Source organism: Finegoldia sp. P2-F-LR, from assembly GCF_052932265.1.
The window spans coordinates 1-255 of the sequence record NZ_JBRFJF010000055.1 but is presented as its reverse complement, the minus strand read 5'-3'; the positions used below and the strand labels follow the sequence as shown (position 1 = coordinate 255).

The window sequence follows — 255 nt, the reverse complement described above, 5'->3', positions numbered from 1 at the left end:
GAAAACTGCTTATGATGAAGCATTAAAGAAAGCTAATGAAGTTCTTAAAGATGAAAAAGCAACACAAGAACAAGTAAATGCAGCTAAGAAAGCATTAGAAGATGCAAGAGAAGCATTAGACGGAAAAGAAGCAGTAGATAAGAAACCACTTCAAGCAGAAGTAGACAAAGATGCTGCAACAAAAGCAGATGTAAAATATGCAAACGCATCTGATGAAAAGAAAACTGCTTATGATGAAGCATTAAAGAAAGCTAA

Annotated in this window: 1 protein-coding gene; it reads left to right on the top strand. The window is 34.1% G+C overall.

The features are described from left to right. A partial coding sequence (locus tag ACU68W_RS09390; RefSeq protein WP_446756448.1) for a hypothetical protein occupies positions 1–255 on the top strand: 255 nt, incomplete at both ends.